Source organism: Candidatus Pelagibacter sp. PS_43 (assembly GCF_059417795.1).
The window spans coordinates 119,266-137,170 of the sequence record NZ_CM182066.1; the positions used below are offsets into that span (position 1 = coordinate 119,266).

General features: G+C 28.1%; 17 protein-coding genes and 1 rRNA gene. 11 read left to right on the forward strand and 7 right to left on the reverse strand.

The annotated features are described in order from the left end of the window. Nucleotides 1-141 precede the first annotated feature (141 nt). From AC5SLL_RS00645 to AC5SLL_RS00655, 3 genes are all read left to right on the forward strand, one after another. A 23S ribosomal RNA gene (locus AC5SLL_RS00645) occupies nucleotides 142-2,895 on the forward strand. A gap of 230 nt (nucleotides 2,896-3,125) precedes the next feature. Continuing rightward, the gene (locus AC5SLL_RS00650; protein WP_494586681.1) at nucleotides 3,126-3,677 is read left to right on the forward strand and encodes an N-acetylneuraminate synthase family protein; all 552 of its coding nucleotides are present in this window, start codon (nucleotides 3,126-3,128) and stop codon (nucleotides 3,675-3,677) included. Continuing rightward, on the forward strand, nucleotides 3,560-4,135 hold the full coding sequence (locus tag AC5SLL_RS00655) for an N-acetylneuraminate synthase family protein (protein ID WP_494587058.1): 576 nt from the start codon (nucleotides 3,560-3,562) through the stop codon (nucleotides 4,133-4,135). The genes AC5SLL_RS00650 and AC5SLL_RS00655 overlap by 118 nt, the downstream gene beginning before the upstream one ends. Before the next feature lie 354 nt (nucleotides 4,136-4,489). Here AC5SLL_RS00655 and AC5SLL_RS00660 read toward each other — a convergent pair whose 3' ends face one another. From AC5SLL_RS00660 to AC5SLL_RS00685, 6 genes are all read right to left on the reverse strand, one after another. Next, nucleotides 4,490-5,476 (reverse strand): iron-containing alcohol dehydrogenase, encoded by a 987-nt coding sequence (locus AC5SLL_RS00660; RefSeq protein WP_494586682.1) that lies wholly within the window; start codon nucleotides 5,474-5,476, stop codon nucleotides 4,490-4,492. After that, nucleotides 5,477-5,944: a thiamine pyrophosphate-dependent enzyme gene (locus AC5SLL_RS00665; protein WP_494586683.1), complete on the reverse strand. Its 468-nt coding sequence runs from the start codon at nucleotides 5,942-5,944 to the stop codon at nucleotides 5,477-5,479. Then, on the reverse strand, nucleotides 5,944-6,576 hold the full coding sequence (locus tag AC5SLL_RS00670; protein WP_494586684.1) for a thiamine pyrophosphate-binding protein: 633 nt from the start codon (nucleotides 6,574-6,576) through the stop codon (nucleotides 5,944-5,946). The genes AC5SLL_RS00665 and AC5SLL_RS00670 overlap by 1 nt, the downstream gene beginning before the upstream one ends. After that, nucleotides 6,569-7,867 carry a phosphoenolpyruvate mutase gene (gene aepX, locus AC5SLL_RS00675; protein WP_494587059.1) on the reverse strand — a complete coding sequence of 433 codons (1,299 nt, stop codon included), beginning with the start codon at nucleotides 7,865-7,867 and terminating at the stop codon, nucleotides 6,569-6,571. Before aepX ends, AC5SLL_RS00670 begins: the two co-directional genes overlap by 8 nt. A gap of 80 nt (nucleotides 7,868-7,947) precedes the next feature. Continuing rightward, nucleotides 7,948-8,706 (reverse strand): phytanoyl-CoA dioxygenase family protein, encoded by a 759-nt coding sequence (locus AC5SLL_RS00680; protein ID WP_494586685.1) that lies wholly within the window; start codon nucleotides 8,704-8,706, stop codon nucleotides 7,948-7,950. Nucleotides 8,707-8,828: 122 nt separating this feature from the next. After that, nucleotides 8,829-9,236 (reverse strand): adenylyl-sulfate kinase, encoded by a 408-nt coding sequence (locus AC5SLL_RS00685; protein WP_494586686.1) that lies wholly within the window; start codon nucleotides 9,234-9,236, stop codon nucleotides 8,829-8,831. Between AC5SLL_RS00685 and AC5SLL_RS00690 the strand changes: the two genes are divergently transcribed. From AC5SLL_RS00690 to AC5SLL_RS00725, 8 genes are all read left to right on the forward strand, one after another. Further along, the gene (locus AC5SLL_RS00690; RefSeq protein WP_494586687.1) at nucleotides 9,235-9,504 is read left to right on the forward strand and encodes a hypothetical protein; all 270 of its coding nucleotides are present in this window, start codon (nucleotides 9,235-9,237) and stop codon (nucleotides 9,502-9,504) included. The genes AC5SLL_RS00685 and AC5SLL_RS00690 overlap by 2 nt on opposite strands. Before the next feature lie 294 nt (nucleotides 9,505-9,798). Then, nucleotides 9,799-10,467 carry a hypothetical protein gene (locus AC5SLL_RS00695; RefSeq protein WP_494586688.1) on the forward strand — a complete coding sequence of 223 codons (669 nt, stop codon included), beginning with the start codon at nucleotides 9,799-9,801 and terminating at the stop codon, nucleotides 10,465-10,467. Between the two features lie 8 nt (nucleotides 10,468-10,475). Further along, nucleotides 10,476-10,934: a hypothetical protein gene (locus AC5SLL_RS00700; protein ID WP_494586689.1), complete on the forward strand. Its 459-nt coding sequence runs from the start codon at nucleotides 10,476-10,478 to the stop codon at nucleotides 10,932-10,934. Nucleotides 10,935-10,937: 3 nt separating this feature from the next. After that, nucleotides 10,938-11,948 carry an NAD-dependent epimerase/dehydratase family protein gene (locus tag AC5SLL_RS00705; RefSeq protein ID WP_494586690.1) on the forward strand — a complete coding sequence of 337 codons (1,011 nt, stop codon included), beginning with the start codon at nucleotides 10,938-10,940 and terminating at the stop codon, nucleotides 11,946-11,948. Beyond that, entirely contained in the window at nucleotides 11,941-13,212 is a 1,272-nt protein-coding gene (locus tag AC5SLL_RS00710) for a nucleotide sugar dehydrogenase (RefSeq protein WP_494586691.1), read from the forward strand. The genes AC5SLL_RS00705 and AC5SLL_RS00710 overlap by 8 nt, the downstream gene beginning before the upstream one ends. 11 nt (nucleotides 13,213-13,223) lie before the next feature. Further along, on the forward strand, nucleotides 13,224-14,978 hold the full coding sequence (locus AC5SLL_RS00715) for an NAD(P)-dependent oxidoreductase (protein ID WP_494586692.1): 1,755 nt from the start codon (nucleotides 13,224-13,226) through the stop codon (nucleotides 14,976-14,978). Further along, nucleotides 14,971-15,639, forward strand: a complete 669-nt coding sequence (locus AC5SLL_RS00720) for a glycosyltransferase family 2 protein (RefSeq protein WP_494586693.1) — start codon at nucleotides 14,971-14,973, stop codon at nucleotides 15,637-15,639. Before AC5SLL_RS00715 ends, AC5SLL_RS00720 begins: the two co-directional genes overlap by 8 nt. 2 nt (nucleotides 15,640-15,641) lie before the next feature. After that, a complete protein-coding gene (locus tag AC5SLL_RS00725) occupies nucleotides 15,642-16,637 on the forward strand; it encodes a glycosyltransferase family 15 protein (RefSeq protein ID WP_494586694.1) in 996 nt (331 codons plus the stop codon). On the opposite strand, the gene AC5SLL_RS00730 is transcribed toward AC5SLL_RS00725, so the two are convergent. Then, the gene (locus AC5SLL_RS00730) at nucleotides 16,620-17,831 is read right to left on the reverse strand and encodes a glycosyltransferase (protein WP_494586695.1); all 1,212 of its coding nucleotides are present in this window, start codon (nucleotides 17,829-17,831) and stop codon (nucleotides 16,620-16,622) included. The genes AC5SLL_RS00725 and AC5SLL_RS00730 overlap by 18 nt on opposite strands. Nucleotides 17,832-17,905: the final 74 nt, after the last annotated feature.

The following is a 17,905-nucleotide window of genomic DNA, read 5'->3' on the forward strand; positions in this document are numbered from 1 at the left end:
TTAGTTATTAAAACTGTAAATAAAAATAATTTATATCAATATCTATATCCGAACATTAAAAGTTATTATTTAATGTTCAAAATAAAAATTTGATCACAACATAGATAAATTTTCTGTAAAAAGAATTTTTTTCTGTGCATAAATCAAGCGTTTAAGGGCGTGTAGTGAATGCCTTGGCACTGAAAGCCGATGAAGGACGTGATATACTGCGATAAGTTTCGGGGAGCTGTATGTAAGCTTTGATCCGAAAATTTCCGAATGGGGAAACCCACCACTTTATGTGGTACTTTAAACTGAATACATAGGTTTAAAGAGACAACCTGGAGAACTGAAACATCTAAGTAACCAGAGGAAAAGAAATCAATTGAGATTCCGTTAGTAGTGGCGAGCGAACGCGGAGTAGGCCAGTAGTTTTGTTAGAAAAATTTGAATAGTTTGGAAATGCTAACCATAGAGGGTGATAGTCCCGTATGAGTAATGTCTAACAAAATTCTTGAGTAAAGCGGGACACGAGAAATCCTGCTCGAATATAGGGGGACCACCCTCTAAGCCTAAATACTCTTCAGTGACCGATAGTGAACTAGTACCGTGAGGGAAAGGTGAAAAGAACCCCTATTAGGGGAGTGAAATAGAACCTGAAACTGCATGCCTACAATCAGTCCGAGCCCTTTTTAGGGTGAGGGCGTACCTTTTGTATAATGGGTCAGTGACTTAATTTATTAAGCAAGCTTAAGCCATCTAGGTGTAGGCGCAGCGAAAGCGAGTCTTAATAGGGCGATTAGTTTAATGAATTAGACCCGAAAACGAATGAGCTTACCATGAGCAGGTTGAAAGTTGGGTAACACCAACCGGAGGACCGAACCAGTTGACGTTGAAAAGTCTTTGGATGACTTGTGGTAAGGGGTGAAAGGCCAACCAAATTCGTAGATAGCTGGTTTTCCGCGAAAACTATTTAGGTAGTGCGTCGAATAAATAGATGTTTAGAGGTAGAGCACTAAATGGGCTAGGGGGAAGAGATTCTTACCAAACCTAATAAAACTCCGAATGCTAAACATTGTTCTTCGGCAGACAGACTGTGGGTGCTAAGGTCCATGGTCGAGAGGGAAAGAGCCCAGACCACCAGATAAGGTCCCAAAATCATGATTAAGTGTGAAAGGATGTGGAAATTCCTTAACAGCCGGGAGGTTGGCTTAGAAGCAGCCATCCTTTAAAGATAGCGTAACAGCTCACCGGTCTAATAGAGTTTCTGCGCCGAAGATGTAACGGGGCTAAAATCATGTACCGAATCTGTGGCTTTGCAAAGTTTTCGAACTTTGTAAGGGGTAGCGGAACGTTCTGTAAGCCTGCGAAGGGATACCCGTGAGGGATCCTGGAGGTATCAGAAGTGCGAATGCTGACATAAGTAACGATAAACGAAGTGAAAAACTTCGTCGCCGAAAATCTAAGGGTTTCTATGCAAGGTTAATCCGCGTAGAGTTAGTCGGCACCTAAGGCGAGGGCGAAAGCCGTAGTCGATGGAAACAAGGTTAATATTCCTTGACCTGATGGTAGTGACGGATTTCGTAAGTTGTGAGTTCTTAATGGATTGAACTTGCCGCGAAGAGGTCCCAAGAAATAGCTCCATCATGAAGACCGTACCCGAAACCGACACAGGTAGATTAATAGAGTATATTTAGGCGCTTGAGAGAATGATGTTGAAGGAACTCGGCAAAATGCTTCCGTAACTTCGGGATAAGGAAGACCCTTTGGTAGGCAACTATAGAAGGGTGGCACAAGCCAGGGAGAAGCGACTGTTTATCAAAAACACAGGGCTCTGCTAACACGTAAGTGGATGTATAGGGTCTGACGCCTGCCCGGTGCTGGAAGGTTAATGCGGTTGGTGCAAGCTAACTTCTGAAGCCCCAGTAAACGGCGGCCGTAACTATAACGGTCCTAAGGTAGCGAAATTCCTTGTCGGGTAAGTTCCGACCTGCATGAATGGCGTAACGATTTCTCCGCTGTCTCCAACATCAACTCAGTGAAATTGAATTCTCCGTGAAGATGCGGAGTTCGCGTAGTTAGACGGAAAGACCCCGTGCACCTTTACTGCAACTTTACATTGGTGTTAGGAAAAACATATTTAGCATAGGAGGGAGACTTTGAAGCAAAGGCGTTAGCTTTTGTGGAGTCACCAGTGAAATACCTCTTTTGTTTTTCTTGACATCTAACCGCTAGCCGTCATCCGGCAGCGAGACATTGTATGGTGGGTAGTTTGACTGGGGCGGTCGCCTCCCAAATAGTAACGGAGGCGTGCGAAGGTAGGCTCAGAACGGTCAGAAATCGTTCGTAGAGTGCAATGGCATAAGCCTGCCTGACTGTGAGACTGACAAGTCGAGCAGAGACGAAAGTCGGTCATAGTGATCCGGTGCTTCTGAGTGGAAGGGGCATCGCTCAACGGATAAAAGGTACGCCGGGGATAACAGGCTGATACTGCCCAAGAGCTCATATCGACGGCAGTGTTTGGCACCTCGATGTCGGCTCATCACATCCTGGGGCTGGAGCAGGTCCCAAGGGTTTGGCTGTTCGCCAATTAAAGTGGTACGTGAGCTGGGTTCAGAACGTCGTGAGACAGTTCGGTCCCTATCTGCTATGCGTGTAGAAGAATTGAGAGGAGTTGACCCTAGTACGAGAGGACCGGGTTGAACATACCACTGGTGGACCTGTTGTGGCGCCAGCCGCAGTGCAGGGTAGCTAAGTATGGAAGAGATAACTGCTGAAAGCATCTAAGCGGGAAACTCACCTCAAAACTAGTTCTTCCTATAGAGCCGTGGTAGACCACCACGTTGATAGGCTGGATGTGGAAGCGCAGTAATGCGTGTAGCTGACCAGTACTAATAGCTCAATTGGCTTGATTTATGCACTGAAAAAAATTTTTATAGAAGTAATAAAGATAAAGATAAAGATATTGCAAACTCTAATATTTTAATAAATAATTTAGTGACGTTTTTGTATAATATTTAGAAAAATTACCCTCAGACGATCCTAATTATTATCAATAAAAAATTTTATGTTTAAAAAAATATTTTTTTAAATTCCAAAGAAATTATATGCTGTGTTAATGTTAAAAAAAACAGATATAGTAAAATATGAAAAAACTATTTTGGTCAGGTAAAAATGGACCAATGTTGATTGCTGAAATTGGTGGAAACCATGAAGGCAATTTCAACTATGCTAAAAAACTTGTAAAACTTGCCATTAAATCTGGTGTTGATGTTGTTAAATTACAAATTTATAAAGGAGATGAGCTTGTTAGTACTTTTGAGTCAAAAAAAAGAAATAAGCATTTTAAGAAGTTTGAGTTAACTAAAGACCAACATATTCACCTTGCAAATATTTGCAAAAAAAACAAAGTAATATATGCGGCTTCAGTTTGGGATAATGAGTCTATTAAATGGATTGACAAGTATTTAAAATTTTACAAAATTGGTTCTGGTGATCTTACAGCATTTCCAATTATTGAAAGTATAATCAAAAAAAAAAACCTATTATATTATCAACTGGCCTCTCAACGCTTCAGGAGATTAAAGAAACAATTAATTTTATTCAGTCTAAAAACAAAAGATACAAAAATTCTAATATGTTGTCTTTACTACAGTGCACCTCATCATACCCAACACTTGATAGTGAAGTTAACTTAAATGTTATAAAAGCTCTTAAAGAAAAAACTAATTTAACTGTTGGATATTCTCATCATAATAAGGGGTCGTTAGCGTTATTAGCCGCATATGCTTTAGGAGCAGAAATTTTAGAGTTTCACTTTACAGATGACAGGAGAGGAAAAAAGTTTAGAGATCATAAAATTTCCTTAAATTATAATGAAACAAAAAATTTGATAATAGATATTAAAAAAATGGGCAAGTTATTTGGAAATTTTGAAAAAAAACCAACAAAATCAGAAATATCTAGTGGCCATGTTACATCTTTCAGAAGAGCAGTATATTCAACAAAATTTTTAAAATCAGGAGAAAGGTTGTCAAATAATACTTTGGTATGTTTGAGGCCAAATTTGGGACTAGACCCAAGAAACTTAAAAAAAAATTTAGGAAAAAAAGTGAAAAAAAATATATTCCCATTTCAAAGAATTTTGCTTAAATAAAATGATTAAAGACCCACACTGGTGAGCATTTATATTACCAATCATAATTATGGTAAGTATATTGCAAAAAGTATTAAAAGTGCGCTAAATCAAAACTATAAAAATATTAGAAATATTAAGTTAATTTTTAGTTCTAAAAAAATTGCTCAATTGACTTGATTTATGCACTGAAATTTTTTTTTATGAAAATTTGATATTTTATTTCACAAGCCCCAACAATATAATTGTTAGGTTTTTTATATGTTTATTGTGAAATTATCTTAAAAATATCTTCACCATTTATTTTAACCGGATTATTTCCAAGTCTTAATAAATTAATGCCTTTAATTATTTTTTCTGAACTTTGTTTAATATTTATATTAAGTGCATGGAGATCGTCTTCCAGGTTGGCTTTTTTTTTATTAATTTTATCTTTGAGCTAAAATCATTAATATTTTTTACATTAAAAAGATTAAATATTAATTCAAATCTTTTTTGTAAATCAAAAGACGTGTCTGATTTATCTAAATTATTAAAATTAAATTTAAAAAAACTTTCAAAAAATAGAGCAACAGCATGACCATGACTAATATTAAATAAAGATGTAAATGGATAGGATACAGCATGTGGTGCAGTTGTTTTGGATATATTAATAGCTTTGCCCGCTAAATTAGAGGAAATACTCATTTCTGATGCATTTTTATAATTTGGATTATTTAAAAAAGAGATGTAGCTATTAATTGATATTTTTAAAGATTTTGAAGCATAGTCTACACTTTGAGCGTTAGATTTTTTTGAAACCAAAGATTCTAAGGCTTGAGCAATAGAATCAAATCCTGCCGAAGCTTTAATTTTATTTGGTGCTGAAATCAAAAATTCAGGTATGAGAAAAAAATTATCAGGTATCAATAGCTCACTTTCAAAGGAGTGTTTGATGCCATTTACATAAATAACAGCATTAGAAGTAACCTCAGCCCCTGAACCAGCAGTTGTTGGTATGACAGCCAAGTGTGAATATTTTTTTTTAAAAGGGTAAGAATAGTTTATAATTAAATCTTCAAGATCAGGTCTTACATTAACTATATTAGCTATTTTTGCATAATCTATTATAGCTCCACCGCCTACAGCTAGAATTAAGTCAGGTTCAAAATTTCTAATTTTTTTTATAATAATGATTAATTCCTCAAGAACAGGTATCTCTGAGTTTTTATAAGAAAGTTTAATCTCTTTTTTATATAATAGTTTTTTAAATAAAGTTTCTGCACCTGAGTTTGCAAAAGATTTTTTTCCACACAAAATAAAAATTTTTTTAAAACTTTTATCCTCAATAAATTTTCCAATATCTTCCAAAGAGTTAATCATTTATTTCATAAATTGGTTTTTTATTTTAATTAAATCGTTAGGCCTTGGTAGTTTTTTTATCTTACTGTTTGCTACCCTAACCTCTAAAAAGCTTAAACTCTTTTCGGAAAGAAAATTAATTATATTTTTTTTTAAATTTTTTTCATTTTTGATGGAATAGAATTTTTTAAAACCTAGACTTTTTGAAAGTTTTTCAAAATTAACATCATCTGCATAGGTGCTTTGACCACCAACAGAGTCATGAGAATTATTATTCAACATTATATATTTAAAGTTTTTATTAGCAAAAGTTCCAGCTGTTTTAATTGAACCCAGATGCATTAATAATGAACCATCACCATCAATACAGACTGTATTATTTATACTTGATAATGAGTATCCAAGAGCAACTGATGACGCATGACCCATGCCACCAACCATATAAAAATCTTTACTATCTTTTAATTTATATTTATTTCTGATAAGCATTAGCTCTCTTGAATTATATCCAGTACTTGAAATAATTTTTGTTTTTTTTTTAAATTTTCCAATAAAGTTTTTAAAAAAAACTTTTTGTCTAATTTGTAATAATCTATTTTTTTAGTTGATTTATTATTTTTTTCTAAGGTACCTTGTTCTATTAAACAAGCCACAATAGATTTATTTTTTTTAGCAATTTTAATTTGTTTTTCAAATTTATGAAAATCAGCATTTGATCTTAAGATAGTATATTTTATATTCAAAAGTTTTAAAATCTGTTCGGTGATTTTGCCTTTTACATTATGTTGAGGCTCATCACTAAATCTAGGCGAACCTCTCCAGCCAATAATTAATATTAATGGGATAGAATAAACCTTCTTATGTGCTATTGAAATTAATGGATTAAGTGCATTTGATAAGCCTGAATTTTGCATATAAATGCAGGGCACATTCTTTGTTGCTAAATAGTGACCAATACCAAGTGAAACTGCAGAACCTTCATTTGTTGACACAATATGGTTATTTTTACCTTTATTCTGTAATGCAGAAGAAAGCTCTTTAAGAACACTATCAGGAACACCTGTAAAAAAATTACTTTTATTTTTTTTTAATATATTAATTAAAGTGTTAACTTTAATCATTTTTAATTAAATTAATAATCTCTTTTATTGAAATAATTTTTTTATCAACTTCAAAAGCACGTCTCTTTTCTAGTATTAATTTTGCTGCTTTCTGCATAGCTGGGTATGCGGCTCTTAAAAGTTGATTTGCATAAATAACCAATTTAAAACCATTTTTTATTAAATCTTTTTCATAAACTTTTGGATACGTAGATGGAACAGAAACTAGGGGTATAAAATTTTTACTTTTTTTAAATTCTTTTGCAAAAGCAAATATTTCTTTTGGAGTTTTTTCTTTGCTATGAATTAAAATTGCATCAGCTCCTGCTTTTGAATATATCTCAGCTCTTTTTAAGGCATCATTTAACCCCTTACCAACAATAAAACTTTCAATTCTTGCAATTACCATAAAATCTTTTGATTGCCTTGAGTTGCAAATTTTTTTGATTTTTTTTGCAAAAATTTGAGGCTTATCTTGTTTTGTGCCAGTTTGATTTTTAAATAAAGAATTTTTTTTTAGCCCTATTTTATCTTCCATAATCATTGCTGAGACACCAGATCTTTCTAACGATCTAACTAAAAAGGGTAAATGTTCTAATTGACCTCCATTGTCAGCATCAAAAACTAATGGTTTTGTTGTTACATCCATCATGTCATTTAAAGAAGATATCCTAGCAGAAAAATCTAAAGATGAGTTATCGGGCTTACCTTTGGTCGCTGAATCAGTTAAGCTTGAAGACCACATACCATCAAATTCTATATTTTTATTTTTATTAATAACTTTAAGTTTTTCAATTATTAAACCAGTCAAAGAGTTGTGAGACTCAAGTATTCTAACTATATTTTTTGTTGACATAAGCCTTTTTAGCTTATCAACTCTTTGTTGAGGTAAAGCACTAAGTTCTAAGATTTTATTTTTTATAATAGTAGAAGAAATATTTTTAGTATATTTTGGCTCTATTAACTTACCTGACCATTTTTTTAAAGTTTTTATTACCCTGTCTCTTGTTTTTTTTTGAACACCTTTTTTCCAGTCATCTCCATGAACAACAAAATCAGGTTTAATTAGGATTAAATTTGGAACATAATCTAAGGTATTTTGAGGTATTACTTTTTTAACATATTTTATATTTTGAATGATAATTTTCCTCCTTTTATAATTTAAATGAGGAATATTTTTGTAGGATGCTATAGCTTCGTCTGTTAAAAGGCCTACAGTTACTTCACCGTAGCTATTTGCAATTTTTAAAATATTAATATGACCTTCATGAACAATGTCTACAGCCAAACCAACATAAACTTTTTTTTTAATATTCATTGAATTATTCTTAGAATGAAGTTGTTTTATACACAAGCTTTAAATTAAACTTAAAATTATTTAAGAATTTTAATCTATAATAATAAGTTACTTTTTTCCACTAAAGCTTTTGAATCATTTTTACTTTTATCTTTATCTTTAAAATACCTCTTATATTTAGACCCATATTTTTTTTTTGTATATGTATAATATATTATTCTTCTATTTTTTTTAGAGTTATTTATGTTTGACCTATGTGGACATGTATGTAAAAAGAAAAGCATATCTCCAACTTCTAAATTTACTAATTTAAATACAGTTTCATCCTCTATTGTTTTTTTTATTGCTGGCGTACCGTCATTTTTAGTATTTTTTAATAGATCATCAAAACTACCTTTGTGAGCATTTGCAATTTCAATAGTACCATTTTTTTTATCACACTTATCAAGAGCCACAAGAACGTTTATAAAAAAATTTCCATATTCATACCAACCTTTTTTTTTTTCATTATTATGATTTATAAATTTAAAAATGCCATCATAGTGAGCAAAAAAACCATCTCCCCCTGGTGGCTTAACATTAAATTTGTCTTTAAAAATTGTGTATTCTTCACCTAATAAATTTTTTAGTATCATTAGTATTTTTTTGTTTAAAAGTTTTAAGGCTTCGCTTTTGTCATAAATTTTTTCTATTCTTCTTAGATTTTTCTTACTATCAAAATATTTAATAGTACCTTTAGCAGATTTTATATCTTTTTTGATATCTGTAATGAATTTTTTATCAAATATTCTTTCATATTTAAAAAAACCTTCAGTTAAAATTTTTTTCTTAAAATTTTTATTTTCAATAATCATACTTTTTTTTATAATAATATTTTTAATCTTATTTTGTAATTCCAGTTCATAAAAAGTTAAATGCTTATTAAATGTATTGTATATTGTAATATCTGGATTTTTTGGAAATTGGGGTTTTATATTTACACCAACAATATTTTTTTTATTCTTATAAATTTTTTTTTCTTACCTTTTGATATTATCTTTTGAACGTCTGATTTAATAAAAATTTCTATATACTTTTCTATATGTTTTCTATTCCACGCCCTAGGTTTATTCATTAGACCAACTATAGAAAATACCACATTAACACCCTGATCTGTAAAAAGTTTTGCTAGGCTTACGAATTTTTTTGAATTAGATATCCTTTCCTTAAATGTATAGCCATATAACTCTAAAATGCCTCTTAGTGTATCACCATCCAGGTGTATTGTTGCCCCATATTTTTTATTAATAAAAGGTAAAATTTTTCTGGCTAAATTAGTTTTACCAGATCCTGACAAACCAGTTATCCAAAATAAAATACCTTTTTTTCTATTTTTATTCATCATGATTAATAAATGTAATTATTTAATAAATATACTTTCTATTAGAAAAAAAAATAAGTTTTTAATGCCTCTTGTAAAAATTTTATTTTCATATAATTGTAAAATGATGAAGTTTATTTCAGAAATTGGTTTAAATTATAACAATAACTCTAATCTTTGTTATGAGTTAATAAAACAGTCAAAACTTTCTGGTGTTGATATTGTTAAATTTCAATTAGGTTGGGGGGGAAAGCAAAATGAAATAAATTATCTAGATTACGAAAGGCTTTAGAACATAATATTTTTACAAAATTTCCTTAAAAAATATTAAAAAATGAAATTTCTAAATGTAAAAATTTAATAGAAAAAATAAGACATCCTATCCAGAAAGAAAATACAATACTAATATGATTAAGATTTTAAAAGGACTTAATATTTTAACTTGTCCAATAGCAAGTGGACAAAAGATTGCAAAAAAAAAGATACATATAAGATAAAAAGAATTATGGTAGGATTTAATGATAAAAAATTTCCAAAATTTTAAATTTAAATTAACCTTCGTATAAAATATTATAATTTATTGTTTGTGAATAAGAAATATCAAAAAGAAATTTCCAAAATAAATAGTTTACCGATTTTAGCATTGGGAGCCAATGCACATAATGGACTAGATTGGGTTCATAGTCTAATTGATGGTCACACAGAGGTTGGAATATTACCTGCTTTTAGTTTTTTTAGGTTTACAGTAAGAGAGAAAATAAATCAAAATATGTTTGATAATAAAAAAAAATTGATCCTAAGAATAGGCAACATACTTTATAAAAATAAATCATATAATGTCCCAAGAAGAAAATTCTTTTCAAACTATAAAGAAAAAAAAATTTTTGAAAATTATTTAAGAATTTATTTAACAATTCAAAAGGAAATTTCTTTTAGATCTTTATTTTTTGCAATCCATTTTGCATATTTAAAATTAAAAAAAGAAAATATTATGTCAAAAAAAATTATTGTCAGTCATGAACATATGTGCTGGAATCATCATAAATACTCTATTTTTAAGAATGTTAAGTTTTGTTTTGTGATTAGAGATCCTAGAGCAGCTTTTGCGGGAAGTATACTTCAAATGAAAAAAGTAAATAAATTTTTTTTTTTAGAAAGTTCTGCAATGAATAAAATTTTATTAAATTATATTGCTGGATGGAAATTTATTAAAAGTGAAAAACTAAATAATCCAAATAATATTTTTTTTTTATAAATGAAAAAATGAATAAAGATTTAAAAAATGAAATGATTAAGTTTTGTAAATGGAGTAAGATTAGTTTTAAAATAAGTATGTTAAAAAGTACTTTTAATAAAAAACTCTGGAAAGGTGAGTCTTCTTATTTAATGAAAAAAAAAATTGACTTAAATAAAAAAGCTCCCAAAAATTATTATAATTTAGAAAAAGTAAAAAAGAGATGGATGTCCTTATTAGGCCCCCGAGAAATTCAAATAATAGAAGCCTTTTCTTATGATTACATGAAAGTATTCAGTTATAAAAGAAATTATGTTAATAAATTTTATCAAATTTATATTAATAAGTTTTTAATTTTATTTTTTTATATATTACCTAACATGAATAAAGATAAGAATTTTTTATATCAATTAATAAAAAATACAATTAAAAGACTTTTAATTGTAGTATTACCTATGAAATCAATAAATATATTGTCAATAAAATAGACTATGAAAATATTAGTTACTGGAGGTGCAGGATTTATTGGTTTTCACCTATCATTAAATTTACTTAAACAAGGTTATTCAGTTGTAAGTATTGATAACCTAAATGAATATTATGATATTAATTTAAAAAAAAATCGTATTAAAATACTTAATAATAAATTCAGTAAACAAAAACAATTTCAATTTAAAAAAATTGATATCACAAACTTTGTAAAACTTAGTAAGTTGGGTAAATTTAAATTTGATATAGTTATCAATTTAGCAGCACAAGCTGGCGTTAGGTATTCGATAGAAAATCCAAGAGCATATATTAATTCAAATTTGGTTGGTTTTTTTAATGTTTTAGAATTTTCTAAGGTTAATAAAGTCAAACACTTGTTATACGCGAGTACAAGTAGCGTATATGGAGCTAATGAAAATTTTCCTTATAAAGAAAAAAATTCAGCAGATAATCCAATCCAATTATATGCTGCAACAAAACGATCAAATGAATTAATGGCTCATAGCTACAGTCACTTATACAATTTACCCACAACTGGATTAAGATTTTTTACCGTTTATGGTCCATATGGCAGACCAGACATGGCACTATTTAAATTTACAAAAAACATACTTGCGGGCAAAGCAATAGAGGTATTTAACTATGGAAATCATTATAGAGACTTTACTTATGTCGACGATTTAGTTGATGTAATAAAGGTTCTTATAAATAAAATTCCAAAATTAACAAAATGGAATAAAAAAAAACCTGATCCTTCATCAAGTACGGCTCCGTTTGAAGTATATAATATAGGGAACAATGATCCTATTAAGCTCACTAAATATATTGAAATTTTAGAGAAAGTTTTGAATAAAAAAGCAAAAAAGAAATATATGAAATTACAAGCAGGGGATATTAAAAAAACATTTGCAGACAACTCAAAGATTAAAAAGTTTTATAAAAAAAAACCAACTCGAGTGACAAAAGGAATTCAAAATTTTGTTGAATGGTACAAAAAATATTATAATGAATAATCTTAAATTAAAAATTGGAATTGTTGGATTGGGATATGTAGGTTTACCTTTGGCAATAGAGTTTGGAAAATTTTTTGATGTGGTGGGATATGATATAGATAAAAAAAGAGTCTATGAAATAAATCAAAAAAAAGATCGTAACAATGAAGTTAAAAAAAAAGAATTTGTAAATTCAAAAAATTTATCAGTTTATGATAAAATTTCACAGTTAAATAATTGTAATATAATAATAATCACAACACCCACACCAATTAACAAAAAAAATATTCCAGATTTAAGAATGTTGAAAAATTCTACGACAAAAGTTTCGTCAATACTAAAAAAAAATATGATTATAGTTTTTGAGTCAACTGTCTATCCAGGTTGTACCGAAGAAGTTTGTATTCCAATCTTAGAAAAAAAATCAAAATTGAAATTTAATAAAGATTTTTTTTGTGGTTATTCACCAGAAAGAATAAATGTTGGAGACAAAAACCACAAACTAACCAATGTTAAAAAAATAATTAGTGGCTCAAATTATAAAACTTTGAACTATTTAGACAAAGTATATTCTAAGATAATCAAGGCTGGGGTATTTAAAGCAAGTTCAATTAAGGTGGCAGAAGCAGCAAAAGTAATTGAAAATGTTCAGAGGGATTTAAACATTGCATTGATGAATGAAATTTCAATTATCTTTAATAAATTAAATTTAGATACAAAAGATGTAATAAAAGCTGCTTCAACAAAATGGAATTTTCATGAATACCAACCAGGCCTAGTAGGTGGTCATTGCATAGGAGTTGATCCCTATTACTTAACTTACAAATCAAAAAAAATTGGCTATGAGCCAAAGGTAATCTTGGCGGGTAGAAAAATTAATGACTCGATGTACTTAGAAATTATTTCAAGGATAAAGAGTAATAATAAGTTCAAATTAATGAAAAATAAAAAAAAATTTTTAATTTTAGGATTGGCTTTTAAAGAAAATTGTAACGATATAAGAAATTCCAAAATTTTTGATTTAGCAAAACATTTTATTAAAGAGGGTCATGAAGTGCATGGCTTTGATCCATTAGTAAATACTAGCATACCAATAAAAAAGATGATTTTTCATAAAACAATGACTAAAAAAAATTTTTTTGATATTATAATAATTTCAACTCCTCATAGAAACTTTATAAGACTAGGTATTAATAAAATTAAAAGTTTTGGAAAAAAAAATTCAATTATATTTGATGTTAAAAGTGTTTTTAATAAAGATGTAAATGTTGATGAGAACCTTTAGGAATTAAATTAATGATTTCAAATAAAAAAAAAATACTAGCTGTTATACTTGCAAGAGGTGGCTCCAAAGGGATTAAATTAAAAAATATAACTGATCTAGCGGGCAATCCACTAATTAGCTATACAATAGAAGCTGCAAAAAGATCAAAATACATTGATAATATCATTGTATCCACTGATAGTAAAAAAATTGCCAAGGTGGCTTCTGACTTTGGTGCAGAAGTACCTTTTTTTAGAAATAAAAAATTAAGTGGCGATAAAGTGAACTCAGTTGATGCACTACATGATGCTGTAGTCAGATATCAAAATATCAAAAATACTTTTTTTGATTATATAATAGAACTTCCATGTGTCAGTCCATTAAGAGGACACAAACATATAGATGAAGCTATAAAATTATTGGATAAAAGCTTCGACAATAATATTGACAGTGTTACAGCATACGTAAATACTGGAGAAAAACATCCAACCAGATTAAAGAGAATCAAAAACAATTTGATCACCGACTTTTGTAAAGAGTATCCTGAAAAAAATAATATCTCCAGAAGACAAGACTTTGAACCTTGTTATATTAGAAATGGCTCTATATATGCGATGACAAATAATTGTCTTGTTAAACATAAAAGTAGACATGGAAAAAAAATGTTACCTTATATTATGTCATCAATAAGCTCAATTAACATTGATGAAAAATCAGATTTAGTGCTTGCTGAATCATTGATTAAAAACGGTTATTCTGTAAACTTTCCAAAAAAAATTTTTCGTTCAGAGATATTCTACTCAAAGCAAAAAAATAAAATAAAATTATTGATAACTACAGACTTAGATTTTGTTCCATTAATAAGAAAAAAACTTGAAAATGAATTTGAGTGTGTATTTATTAAAAATGAAACTAATATAAATACTATCAAAAATGAAATTAAAAAAGTAGATGGCTGGATATGCTCTCCATGTCCAAATTACAAAATTGATAAGAGTCTAATTCCAGATACAAATAAATTAAAATTTATTTTAACACCCTCAACTGGGGTAAGCCATATTGATGTAAAATTCTTTGAAGAAAGAGGAGTTATTGTAAAAAGTCTAAAAAATACAAAACTAATAAATAAAATTTCTGCCTCATCGGAATTTACATTTTTGATGCTTTTAAATTCTTTTAAAAATTTTGTTAAAGGAGTTTCCAGCGTTAAAATTGGATATTGGAGAGAAAATGAGAGAAAATTAAGAGGAAACGAAATTTTTGATAAAACTTTAGGAATTGTAGGTTTTGGAAGAATAGGCTCAAATGTTGCAAAATATGCTCTTTCAATGGGAATGAAGATTTTAGTTTTCGATCCATATGTAAAAACTAAAAATCCAAAAATTTTTCAATTTAACAACTTATATCAAATGTTAAGAAAATGTGACGCAGTAATTGTTTCGGTCCACCTTGATAAAAAGACAAAAAATTTGATTGATAAAAAATTTTTAAATAATCTTAAAAATGGATCAATATTGATAAATTCATCTAGGGGCGAAATATTAGATGATAAAGAACTGATAAAGTTTTTAAGAAAAAATTCAAAATCAAAAGCAATTATTGACGTAATTAAAGATGAACAAAAAAAAATGTTGAAGGGTAATCTTTTGTACAAGTTTTCAAAAATAAATGAACGTTTGCTCATAACACCACATATGGCAGGATTAACCTATGAGTCTGAGTCTAAGGCGGCTATACAAACATATGATAGTCTAACTAAAATAATAAGGAGAATAAATTTTGAATAAAATTTTCTTACCAGATATTAGTGTTATTGTATGTACTTATAATCATGAAAAATGGATTGAGAGATGTATAAGAAGTATCATTAACCAAGCAAATATAAAAAAAGATAAATGGGAATTAATTATTGTAGATGACTTTTCAAAAGATAGTACAAAAGAAATTCTAAAACCTTATAAAAAAATAGAGAATATCAATTTTATTCATAATAAAAAAAATTTAGGTTTACCAAAGTCTTTAAACTTAGCCTTAAAAAAAGCCAAGGGAAGATATGTTGTTAGAGTAGATTCTGACGATTACATAGCAAGAAACTATCTCTTTGTCTCAAGTTTGTTTTTGGAGATGAATCGAGAGTATCAAGCTGTAGCCACAGATTATGTTGAGGTTAACAACTATGAGCAAAAAATCAAAAAAGTAAACTGTTTAAAAAAACAAATTGCTTGTGGGGTGATGTTTAGAAAAGAATGTTTGTTTGATATTGGTATGTACAATGAAAAATTTAAAATGAGAGAAGGCCATGAATTAAAAACTAGATTTGAAAAAAAATTTCAAATAGGGAGAATTGAATTTCCCATGTATAAATATAGAAAACATGAGAATAATCGTACAAACAATAAAAAAAATATTAAACGATATGATCATTATTTAAAAGAAAATAAGAAATAATAATGAGTTCAAAACATAATGCAGGAATAGTAATTCTTTTAGCAAGAACAAAAATTTTAGAAAAAACTTTAGAGAATTTTTATGAAAATTTTAATTCAAAATATGATTATCCAATTTATTTACATACTTTTGGAAAATTAACAAGTGATGGTTATTTAACAAATCTTAGAAAAAAATTCTCAGAAAATATTTTTTTAAAAGAAATTGACTATGAAATTCCCAAACAAGTAAAAGAGAAAGAGTTATTTTATAATAGATCATATAACAGGTATGTAAAAAAAAATTTTTCAAAAAAGAGAATTGGGTATCTTCACATGCTAAGATTTTCAACTAACCTAACATCATTTGGTAAAATTGGCTGTATGTGTAAAGATATGGAAAAGTATGAAAAGTTAATGAAATTTGATGACGAGTCATGGTTTAAAAAAAAAATTAATTTTGATCTTTTTGACATACTTAATGAGTATCCAACAGCCTCAGCTTACGCTGATGGAGATAATGTCTCAATTCAAACAAGGCGCGAGACTACAGAAAATTTATGGAATTTTTATAAATATTATTTAAAAAAATATAATTACGAGCCCTTATGCCCAAAACTAAAAAATGCCCTTAAAAATAATGATGAAGATATAGTCAATACACTAATGTTTAAATGTGGGAATATGGAATTATATAATATTGATATGATAAAGAAATCACCATGGAATGAATATATTGAAGAAGTTAATCAATATGCGGGTGATTATAAATATAGATGGGGTGATAATGAAGTCATAGGACTTTTTTTCTTAACTCATTTTGAAAAACCTTTTTATGATTTTAAATTTAAAGAAAAAGGAATCTATTTTCCATCAATACCAAGTGAATATACTGAAGGATATGCACCATCTCCAAATAACCTATTAAATATTCATAGTAAAAGTTTAATTATATCACATATTTATAAGTTGATTTTAACTATAAAAAAAAGTTTAAAAAAGCTACTTCCATTTAGATGAAAGAAATTTGTATTCATCAAATATTTTTTTAAGCTCTAAATGCCTTTTTTTAGATAAATCATCATAGAAATTTTTTCCTGCTGAAGTTTTACTTTTATATTTTGATTCACCATCTAAAAATTCTTTAAGTTGTAAAAATAAATCATCTTCATCATTTAAATCAAATTCGTTAACAAATTTTGCATATTCATCGTCCAATATAGCTTTTGAATAAAAAACTGGAAGATTAAAATAAAAAGCCTCAAGCAAGGGTAGAGTTGATCTTGCTACGTATGTTGGCATAAGTAGGGCGTCGGAATTCATATATAGTGATATAATTTGATCTTCATTTAAGAAATTGTAAAATTTAACATAGTTTTCTAAATTATATTCAGTGACCTTTTTTTTTAAAAATTCTAAGTTACCTTTGTTTCCACCAGTCAAAATTAATATGAAATCGCTATTTACTTTTTTAAGTTTTTTTATAACATTAAATAAATAAATGTGATTTTTATGAGGCCAATATTGAGCAGGATAAAAAAAAATTTTATTTTTTTTGTCTATTTCAAAATTATCAAAAATTTCATTATAAAATTCTTTATTATTATTTTTTGATATATTAGGTAAGGGAGTATTAAATGGGATTATTGAAATTTTTTTTTGATTACAATTGTAAAATTTCTCTATATCCTCAGATGCTTTTTTACTATTTACAATTATTTTAAAAGAATTATTTACAACTTTTTTTAAAACTTTTTCTTTTTGATTAAATGTTTCTATAGATTTAAATTCAGGGAAGTAGTTATCTAATTTATGATTAATATCCCAAATATTTACTATAAAATTGGAATATTCAGTATTTTTAACTAAATCAATTAGAGTTGAGGGTCCAAGAAAAAAAAATAGATCAATTTTATTTTTTTCTGAAATTTTATGAATTGAGTTTCTATATCTTAATTTTTTTAAAATTTTAGAAAAAAAAATTTTTTGATCAATTATATTAATAAATCTTTCAAAATAGCCAATTTTTAAAATTTTACTTTTTATATTATGTTTGAAAAGTACTTTTTGAACATTTTCTGATGTACAAAAAAAAACTATTTTAAGATTGGGATTTTTGAAGTCATTAATTATTTTAGCAGTAGAAAGAGATTGATAAAATCCACCACCACCATTTGTTTCAGTGTCAAAAATTACAGCTAAGTTAATTGTCATATTTTAATTACTAATCACACATTTATTCACTAGTTAAAATAGACTTTTACATATATTAATATATTAATACAGCC